This is a genomic window from Streptomyces sp. NPDC058678 (genome assembly GCF_042714835.1).
Taxonomy (GTDB): Bacteria; Actinomycetota; Actinomycetes; order Streptomycetales; family Streptomycetaceae; genus Streptomyces.
On record NZ_JBHXSG010000026.1, the window covers coordinates 119,725 to 128,569 of the forward strand.

5 protein-coding genes are annotated in these 8,845 nt (G+C 73.1%); 4 read left to right on the forward strand and 1 reads right to left on the reverse strand.

Annotation, left to right across the window (positions count from 1 at the left end; translation table 11 throughout):
* The first annotated feature begins 237 nt into the window (after positions 1-237).
* The 3 genes from cobT to ACFWWR_RS23780 all read left to right on the forward strand — a co-directional run bounded on the left by cobT (position 238) and on the right by ACFWWR_RS23780 (position 6,838).
* Positions 238-4,548 (forward strand): nicotinate-nucleotide--dimethylbenzimidazole phosphoribosyltransferase, encoded by a 4,311-nt coding sequence (gene cobT, locus ACFWWR_RS23770; protein WP_384305132.1) that lies wholly within the window; start codon positions 238-240, stop codon positions 4,546-4,548.
* Between the two features lie 174 nt (positions 4,549-4,722).
* Positions 4,723-5,955: a uroporphyrinogen-III C-methyltransferase gene (gene cobA / locus ACFWWR_RS23775; protein WP_384305135.1), complete on the forward strand. Its 1,233-nt coding sequence runs from the start codon at positions 4,723-4,725 to the stop codon at positions 5,953-5,955.
* Positions 5,956-6,019: 64 nt separating this feature from the next.
* Positions 6,020-6,838, forward strand: coding sequence for a TrmH family RNA methyltransferase (locus ACFWWR_RS23780; protein ID WP_383864753.1), 819 nt, complete (start codon positions 6,020-6,022; stop codon positions 6,836-6,838).
* Between the two features lie 28 nt (positions 6,839-6,866).
* Here ACFWWR_RS23780 and ACFWWR_RS23785 read toward each other — a convergent pair whose 3' ends face one another.
* Positions 6,867-8,282, reverse strand: a complete 1,416-nt coding sequence (locus ACFWWR_RS23785) for a protein kinase (protein ID WP_384305137.1) — start codon at positions 8,280-8,282, stop codon at positions 6,867-6,869.
* A gap of 196 nt (positions 8,283-8,478) precedes the next feature.
* Here ACFWWR_RS23785 and ACFWWR_RS23790 point away from each other — a divergent pair, with 196 nt between their 5' ends.
* Positions 8,479-8,754, forward strand: coding sequence for a hypothetical protein (locus ACFWWR_RS23790; RefSeq protein WP_383864750.1), 276 nt, complete (start codon positions 8,479-8,481; stop codon positions 8,752-8,754).
* Positions 8,755-8,845 lie beyond the last annotated feature (91 nt).

Here is an 8,845-nt window from a genome sequence, read left to right on the forward strand (position 1 = left end):
GGTACGGCAGGACCGGAGGACGCGCAACGTGGCGCAGTCCACAGCGGGCCGTCGCGGATCAAGCTGTCGCGACGGCGCAACGGCCGCGACAATGCCAGTTAATGGCTTTGTCGTCTTTTGGCGACGGGTCGTTCGTGCCGCTGGGCACGCACGCTCGTTCTTCACTGTGGGGCGGTCGGTGCGCCGTTCCGGGTGAGCCGGCCGAAGAAGCACTAACCGATGGGCGAGGGGTTACGCATGACCGACACCGGCCAGGTCCCGGGCGAGGGACTGCCGGAGAGCGCAGGCATGGTGGAGCAGCCGGGCGCCCCCGCGCACGGTGCGTACACCTACCTCTCCGAGACCACCGCCGAGGACGAAGACCTGTTGCTGCTGCCGGGTGCCCAGGGCGCGTGGGGCAACGAGGTCGCCCCGCCCGCGCCGGAGCCCGTCGTCGAGACCGTGCACGAGCCGGGACCGCACGAGATGTCCGGCCGCGACAGCGGCTCGGTCGATCTCAACGGCTTCCGTCTCCCCAACCCCGTGCCGCAGTCGATGCAGGCCCCGCCCCGTCGCCCCCTGCACCTCGGCCCGCCCATCCCCGACACCTCCGCGAGCCCGGTCCGCTCCCTCGCCGACCGCGGCGCCGTCGGAGCGCCGGTACGGCAGTCCGGCCCGGGCTCGACCGGCCCCGAGTACCTCGACGTCCCGCAACAGCTCCGCGAGTCGCCCCAGGGTGCGACGCCGTGGGGCGCGACCCCCGTCCACGGCGCGGTCCAGGCACCGGTGAGCCCCGGGGCCACGGCTGCCGAAACGGTTGTCCCGGCGCCGGACCACGAGGCCGAACAGATGGGCGCGGCCCAGGCCACGCTGACCCGCCTCGCGACGGAGGCCGTCACACCGACGGCTCCGCAGACCACGGCCGCCGTTCATGCCCCGCAGCTCGCGGAGGTGGGTGCCGGGCTGGACGGCGCGGAGACGATGGAGGGCCAGGGCGGTGCGGTCGCGCAGGTTCCGGAGGCTCAGGGTTCCGAATTCGCGCAGGTTCCGGATGCTCAGGGGGATGGGGTCGCGCAGGCCTTGGACGGCGAGTTGCCGCAGGCCTTGGACGGTCAAGGTGGCGAGTTCGCGTCGGCTCCGGAGGACCAGGGCGGCGCGGTCGCTCAGGCTCCGGAGGCTCAGGGTCCGGGGTTCGCACAGTCCCCGGAGGTTCAGGATTCGGGGTTCGCTCAGTCCCCGGACGCTCACGAGGATGGGTTCGCGCAGGTGCCGGACGGCCAGGGAGGCGAGTTCCCGCAGTCCCCGGACAGCCACGGGGAGGGGTCCGCGCAGGCTCCGGAGCCGCACGGAGATTCGACGCCGCAGGGCTCCGAGGACCACGACGGGGGATTCGCTCAGCCGGTCCTGGACACCGATGGACATGGCGCGCCGACCGCGGAAGGCCATGAGGGCGGGTACGCCGCGCAGGCTCCGCAGGGCGCCGAGGTCGCGCCCGGTGACGAGGCCGGGGTGGGCGATGACATCCCGCCGATCTCCGGGGAATCGCCTCTTCCGGATGCCGGGCCGATGCCGGAGGCCGTAGCGGCCCCGGACGCCGCTCAGACTTCGGTGACCGCGCCGGCGTCGGACGAGGGACAGGCACTGGGCGTCGTACCGGACCGGACCGCTGCCGACGAGCAGGACGAGCAGGACGAGCAGCAGCCAGGGCCCGCCACGGACGGTGGGCAGACAGAGGCAACCGACGCCGCTGTCGCTGCCGTCCAGGAGCCGGGCCCCGACGCGGATCAGGTACCGGCAGCCGACACGGCCGTGAACGCCGGGGCGGACTTCGCAGCCGCTCCCGCCCCCGACGCCGTGCAGGAGCCGGAAGCCGCGCACACGGCCGAGGCCGACCCCGCGTCCGAGCCTGCCCAGGCGCACGAGCCCGCACTTCCCGCCGAAGTCGCCGCCTCCGAAATCCCGCCCGTGCCCGAGGCCATCGCCTCTGAAATCGCGCCGAATTCCGAGGCCGCCCCCGCACAGCCCCTCACCGCGCAACCCGGGACCACCGGAGCCGACACCACCCTGGACGCCCCGCAGGTCCCGGCCCCCGACTCCTCGGTGTACGCGGCCCAGCTTCCCGAAGCCGCAGCCCAGGACGCCGCACCTGCTCCCGAAGCCGTCGTACAGACCGCCGAGGCTCCCGTCGCCGAGCCCGAGCCCGCGCCCCCGGCCCCCGAAGCCGTGCCGTTCCCGGCCGCCCCGGACGCCGCCGCACCGGCTCCGCAGCCCGCGGACGGCCCCACGGCACCCGTCGAAGAGGTCCCCGCAGCAGTGACTCCCGAGCCGTCTCCCCAGCACGCGGGGGCCGAGCAGGCCGCGCAGGGCCCCCAGCTCGTCCAGGCAGCGCCCCTCGCGCAGGAGGACCTCGGGACGACCGCCGCGGCCCCCGCCCCGGACGAGGCCGGCCAGTTCGCTCCCGAGGGCTCGGTGGAGGCCACCAGCCACCAGCCACCGGCCGCCACCGAACCGGGGGCCCACGCCGACCAGCCCCTGGGCCAGTTCGTCGCGGTCGAGGGCTCGGTGCCGACCACTCCGCAGCTCGCGCCGACACCCCCGCACGCCATGGCGCTCCCCCCGGAGCACCCGCAGGGACCGGAACACACGGCCACCGTCCCCGCACCCCGTGAAGGTCACCCCGAACCCGTACAGCAAGCGGAGGACCTGAACACCAGGGCCGCCGACCAGGAAGACCAGCAAGACGGGCACGCTCAGCAGAACCAGCAGGACCAGCAAGACCGGCAGGCCCAGGAAGAAATGAGCACGGCGCCAGTGGAAGACGTACGACAGTCCACCGGCCCGGCCGCACCCGCATACAACGACGCCGAGCGCGAGGCCGTCCTCAAGGTCATGCGCGAGCGCCGTGACATCCGCAACGGCTTCCGCAGCGACCCGATCCCGCACGAGGTGCTGCTCCGCGTGCTGGAGGCGGCCCACACCGCCCCCTCCGTGGGCCACTCGCAGCCCTGGGACTTCGTCGTCATCCGCTCGGCGGAGACCCGGAGCAGCATGCACGAACTGGCCATGCGCCAGCGGGACGCCTACGCGAAGTCCCTCCCCAAGGGCCGGGCGAAGCAGTTCAAGGAACTGAAGATCGAGGCGATCCTCGACACCCCGGTGAACATCGTCGTCACCGCCGACCCGACCCGCGGCGGCCGCCACACCCTCGGCCGGCACACCCAGCCGCAGATGGCCCCGTACTCCGCCGCGCTCGCGGTCGAGAACCTCTGGCTCGCGGCCCGTGCCGAGGGCCTGGGCGTCGGCTGGGTCAGCTTCTTCGACGAGCGGGAGATGGTCCGCGCCCTCGGTCTGCCCGATCACCTCGAAATCATCGCGTACCTCTGCGTGGGCTACGTCGACGAGTTCCCGGACGAGCCGGAGCTGATGCAGGCCGGCTGGTCCAAGCGCCGCCCGCTGTCGTGGGTCGTCCACGAGGAGACGTACGGCCGTCGCGCGCTGCCCGGCGAGGAGCCGCACGACCTGCTCGGCGAGACCGTCGCGCAGATCCGCCCGCTGGACGCCAAAGCGCTCGGGGAGGCGTGGGAGCGACAGAAGCGGATGACGAAGCCGCCCGGCTCGCTCGGCATGCTGGAGATCATCTCCGCGCAGCTGTCCGGACTGTCCCGGCAGTGCCCGCCGCCGATCCCGGAGCCCGCGGCCGTCGCGATCTTCGCCGGCGACCACGGCGTCCACGCGCAGGGGGTCACCCCCTGGCCGCAGGAGGTGACGGCCCAGATGGTCGCCAACTTCCTCGGCGGCGGCGCCGTCTGCAACGCGTTCGCGGCCCAGGTGGGCGCCGAGGTCTGCGTCGTCGACGTGGGCGTGGCGGCCGACCTCCCCGCGACCCCCGGGCTCCTTCCCCGCAAGGTCCGCGCGGGCACCTCCGACATGACCACCGGCCCCGCGATGACCCGCGAGGAGGCCAAGCAGGCCATCGAGGTGGGCATCGAGACGGCCCGCGACCTGGTGGCGGCCGGCAACAAGGCCCTGCTCACCGGCGAGATGGGCATCGCCAACACCACCGCGTCCGCCGCCCTGATCTCGGTCTACACGGACACGGACCCGGCCGAGGTGACGGGCCGGGGCACCGGCATCAACGACGAGACCCTCGCCCGCAAGACCGAGGTCGTCCGCCGCGCCATCGAACTCCACCAGCCGGACCCGGCCGACCCCATCGGGGTCCTCGCCGCGATCGGCGGCTTCGAACACGCCGCCATCGTCGGCCTTCTCCTCGGCGGTGCCTCCCTGCGTACGCCGGTGATCCTGGACGGCGTCAGCGCCGGCGCCGCCGCCCTGGTCGCCCGCGCGATCGCCCCCGAGGTCCTCGCGGCCTGCATCGCCGGCCACCGCAGCGCCGAGCCCGGCCACGTGGCCGCCCTCAACAAGCTCGGTCTGCGCCCTCTGGTCGACCTCGACCTCCGTCTGGGCGAGGGCACGGGCGCGCTGCTCGCACTCCCGCTCGTGCAGAGCACGGCGAGGGCGATGCACGAGGTGGCGACGTTCGATTCCGCAGGGGTGACCGAGAAGTAGACGTTCGTGGTCCATGCCCAGCCGTTCCGCAGGCGCAACGGCTGGGCATGGACCACGCAGCCGCAGACGCAACGGTGCTCAGCCACCGGACCACCTGAGCCGGCACATCCCCCTGCCCTCTAAAATTCGCACGTCAGGGCCGCCGCACCGCCACCAAGAGGAGACCGCACCCTCATGGCCGAACACCCCGCCTACCCCGTAGGCCTCCGCCTCACCGGCCGCAGGGTCGTCGTCCTCGGCGGCGGCCAGGTCGCCCAGCGCCGTCTCCCGGCACTGATCGCAGCAGGCGCCGACATCCATCTCGTGTCCCCTGCCGCCACCCCCTCGGTCGAAGCGATGGCGGACGCGGGCGAGATCATCTGGCAGAAGCGCCCGTACGCCGACGGCGACCTCGCGAACGCCTGGTACGCCCTGATCGCCACCAGCGACCCGGAAGCGAACACCCGGGCCTCCGCCGAGGCGGAGACGCATCGCGTGTGGTGCGTCCGCTCCGACGACGCCGACGCGGCGACCGCTTGGACCCCGGCCACCGGCACCAGCGCAGGCGTCACGGTGGCCGTCCTCACCACGAACGCGCGCGGCCGCGACCCCCGCCACACCGCCGCCATCCGTGACGCGGTCGTCGAGGGCCTGCGCGACGGCACCCTCGTCGCCCCCCACCACCGCACCCGCACCACCGGCGTCGCCCTCGTCGGCGGTGGCCCCGGCGACCCGGACCTGATCACGGTCCGCGGCCGCCGTCTGCTCGCCGAGGCCGACGTCGTCATCGCCGACCGCCTCGGCCCGCGCGACCTCCTCGCCGAACTCCCCCCGCACGTCGAGGTGATCGACGCCGCGAAGATCCCGTACGGGCGTTTCATGGCTCAGGAGGCCATCAACAACGCGCTGATCGAGCACGCGAAGCAGGGCAAGTCGGTCGTACGGCTGAAGGGCGGCGACCCGTACGTCTTCGGCCGCGGCATGGAGGAACTCCAGGCCCTCGCCGAGGCCGGCATCCCCTGCACCGTCGTCCCCGGCATCTCCAGCTCGATCTCGGTGCCCGGCGCGGCCGGCATCCCGGTCACCCACCGCGGGGTCGCCCACGAGTTCACCGTGGTCAGCGGCCATGTCGCCCCCGACGACGAGCGTTCCCTTGTCGACTGGCCGTCCCTCGCCAAGCTGACCGGCACCCTCGTGATCCTCATGGGCGTCGACAAGATCGGCAGGATCGCCGAAACCCTGGTGGCCCACGGCAAGTCCCCGGACACCCCGGTCGCCCTCGTGCAGGAGGGCACCACGGCGGCCCAACGCCGGGTCGACGCCACGCTCGCGACGGTCGCCGAGACGGTACGGACCGAGGACGTGAAGCCGCCGGCCGTCATCGTCGTCGGAGAGGTCGTCACGGTGGGCCCGCAGACCTCCGAGTAACCCGGGGTAACACAACCCGTCCCCAGCCGTTGGCACCGCACCCAGGACAAGGCAGTATCACCCTGTGGCCGATCTCATCACCGTCGAAGACCCCGACGACCCGTGCCTGAACGACTACACGGGCCTGACCGACGTCGAACTGCGCCGCAAGCGCGAGCCGGCCGAGGGCCTGTTCATCGCCGAAGGCGAGAAGGTCATCCGGCGGGCCAAGGACGCCGGGTACGAGATGCGATCGATGCTGCTGTCCGCGAAGTGGGTCGACGTCATGCGGGACGTCATCGACGAGCTCCCGGCCCCGGTGTACGCGGTCAGCCCGGAACTCGCCGAACAGGTCACCGGCTACCACGTGCACCGCGGCGCGCTCGCCTCGATGCAGCGCAAGCCGCTGCCCACCGCGGCCGACCTCCTCCAGACCGCCCGCCGGGTCGTCGTCATGGAGTCGGTCAACGACCACACCAACATCGGCGCGATCTTCCGCTCGGCCGCCGCCCTCGGCATGGACGCGGTCCTGCTCTCCCCGGACTGCGCCGACCCCCTGTACCGCCGCAGCGTGAAGGTGTCCATGGGTGCGGTCTTCTCCGTGCCGTACGCCCGTCTGGACACCTGGCCCAAGGGTCTGGAGTCGGTCCGCGAGGCGGGCTTCACCCTCCTCGCCCTCACCCCGGACCCCAAGGCCAGGACCCTCGACGAAGCCGCCCCCCACAAGATGGACCGGGTGGCCCTGATGCTCGGCGCCGAGGGCGACGGCCTCTCGACCCAGGCCTTGGTGGCCGCCGACGAATGGGTCCGCATCCCCATGGCCCACGGAGTCGACTCCCTCAACGTGGGCGCGGCGGCCGCGGTCGCCTTCTACGCCGTGGCTACGGGCCGTCCCGAGCTCTAGGCACCCGCCGCCGACGGACCGGACGCGCCTAGCCGGACGTCGTGAGCGTCGACCCGTCCGGCTCGCCCGGCGCGTCCAACGGCTCGTCGCCCGGCCGCACGGCCCGCACCGGCTGTCGCTGCTCGTTCTGTACGACGTTCCCCTCGCCGCCGAGCCCTCGCGGGGGCCCCTGGCAGCCCTGCGCCGCGGCGATGCCGAGCGCCACCAGCAGCGTGACGACGACGAACACGAACAGGCGTTGGCGCAGCAGCCGCGGATTGGCGGGCCGCCGCCCCGTCCCCGTACCCCTGGGTGCCGGCCGTCCGGCACCACCGCGCGACGCCGGACGACCGCCGCCGGACCGGGTGGTGTTCCGCGAGGCCGCCCCGGACCGCGACGACGGACCGCCGCCACGCGAAGCGCTGCCCCCTCGCGACGGAGCGCCGCCCCGCACCGGAGCCTGACCCCGCGACGCGGGACCGCCGCGCGGCGGGGGAGTCCCCTGAGTACCCGGGGTGCCCGGCTGTCCTTGCGGACGCCGCTGCGGTGCCCGCTCCGGGTAGGTGTCGGCGAGCCGTCCGGTGGGCCGGTCCGCCTCACCGCCGCGCGGCGCGGGCGGCCGTACATCCGCGAGACCCTGCGCCTCCCGGGCGGCGATCTCCTTGAAGCGCAAAGAGAGCTGGAGCGTGCTCGGCCGCTCCTCGGGGTCCTTCGCCAGACAGGCTTGGACGAGCGGGGCCAGCGCGTCCGGCACGCCGTGCAGCTGCGCCTCCTCGTGCACCACGCGGTACAGCATCACCTCGGAACTGCCGTGCCCGAAGGGCGAGTCGCCCATCGACGCGTAGGCCAGGGTCGCGCCGAGGGAGAACACGTCCGTGGCGGGTGTCACCGTGGCGCCGCGTACCTGCTCCGGGGCGAGGAAGCCGGGGGAGCCGACGGCCGTACCGACATGGGTGAGCGTCGAGGCGCCCGTCGCCCAGGCGATGCCGAAGTCGATGATCCGCGGCCCCTTGGGGGACAGCAGGATGTTGGACGGCTTGAGGTCCCGGTGCACCACACCGGCCTCGTGCACCGCCACCAGCCCCTCCGACAGGGCGGCCCCGACGGCGGCCACGTCGGCAGCGCCCAGCGGCCCTTCGTCGGCGACCTTGTCGTGCAGGGAGGGCCCGGGCACGTACTGCGTGGCGAACCACGGCCGGTCGGCGTCGAGGTCGGCGGCGACCAGCCGTGCGGTACACCCGCCGCGGATGCGCCGTGCCGCAGACACCTCGCGCGCGAACCGCGAGCGGAACTCCTGGTCCTCCGCCAGATCCGGCCGGATCACCTTGAGCGCGACCCGCTGACCCTTGCGGTCGGAGCCGAGATAGACAACGCCCATCCCGCCCGCGCCGAGCCGTCTGTGAAGCCTGAACGAGCCGACGACGCGCGGGTCCTCGCGCCTCAGGCGCATCATCGCCATGTTCATCCCCGCTGCCCGGTCCGTGTGACGTGCCACAGCTTACGTTTCCGCGGCCCGCCGCGCGCAGAGGCCGCGCCCTCTCGGCCCGATCGATTGTCAGTGCCGGGTGGGAGAATTGAAGAGTGGTCAGGGAGCTCGCGGGCAGGGCGACTTGGGTCGTTCTGCGACCCCAACCATCCGTCGCAGAAGGGGGATTGAACCCGTGAAGGGTGATCGCGTGGAGATAGTCGTGGACGCCGGGGACACGACGCGTACGTACGAGGTGGTGGCGAGCCGAGCGGGCCGCCGGGTGGAGACAGCGGTGCGCCGAGGGGTCGTGGAAGTGAGCGAAGTCACCCGCAACGGCTCCGTCGTCCGCACGGCCCGTTTCATGGCGAACCGGGTCCTGGCGCTGGTCGAGCAGCCCATCCCGAGGGAGGACAGCTCGGAGAAACCGGGGCACAGCGGACGCCCCCTCCGGGAAGACCCCGAGACCTAGTACTCCAGCAGCGTTTCGCTATCTGGCCTGGTCAGAGGCATCGTCGGGAGTGTAGTGGGCTGGTGGCATGTCAGGGGCGGTCTTGCCGGAC

What these genes read in the sequence shown, in the direction of transcription:
- cobT (WP_384305132.1), top strand. Translation starts at nt 238, where the DNA reads ATGACCGACACCGGCCAGGTCCCGGGCGAGGGACTGCCGGAGAGCGCA.
- cobA (WP_384305135.1), top strand. Translation starts at nt 4,723, where the DNA reads ATGGCCGAACACCCCGCCTACCCCGTAGGCCTCCGCCTCACCGGCCGC.
- ACFWWR_RS23785 (WP_384305137.1), bottom strand. Translation starts at nt 8,282, where the DNA reads ATGAACATGGCGATGATGCGCCTGAGGCGCGAGGACCCGCGCGTCGTC.